This is a genomic window from Flavobacterium bizetiae (assembly GCF_902804475.1).
GTDB classification, from domain to species: domain Bacteria; phylum Bacteroidota; class Bacteroidia; order Flavobacteriales; family Flavobacteriaceae; genus Flavobacterium; species Flavobacterium bizetiae.
This window is the reverse complement of the sequence record NZ_CADCSU010000230.1, coordinates 1-280: the sequence shown is the minus strand read 5'-3', so window position 1 is coordinate 280 and position 280 is coordinate 1. Positions and strand designations below refer to the sequence as shown.

1 protein-coding gene is annotated in these 280 nt (G+C 34.6%); it reads right to left on the bottom strand.

Features of this window, described 5'->3' with window-relative positions:
• Positions 1-189, bottom strand: a 189-nt coding sequence (locus tag FLACOL7796_RS24770) for a hypothetical protein (RefSeq protein WP_232067449.1), incomplete at its 3' end; no start/stop codon positions are given.
• Positions 190-280: the final 91 nt, after the last annotated feature.

Below are 280 nucleotides of genomic sequence, written 5' to 3'. Positions count from 1 at the left end.
GATTTTATCGGGAAGATGTTTCCCTGAATATTGATGTTTGCCTATTGTTATTTCTGAAAAGCGTACTTCTATAGTAGCTGTTCTTTTTTGGATCTTTCTCCTTTTATCTCCTTCTAGTTCAATTGCATACCTTCCTTGAAGTGGCTGAGAACTAAGATGATCGAAAAGTTTTATTTTATTTTCAAGCAATCTATTAAATCGCGATCTAATCAGTAAATGCGTTTTACTGTCGGGAACAAGGCAAAATTGTTCGAAAATATCTCCCTCTCTGTCCTGAATA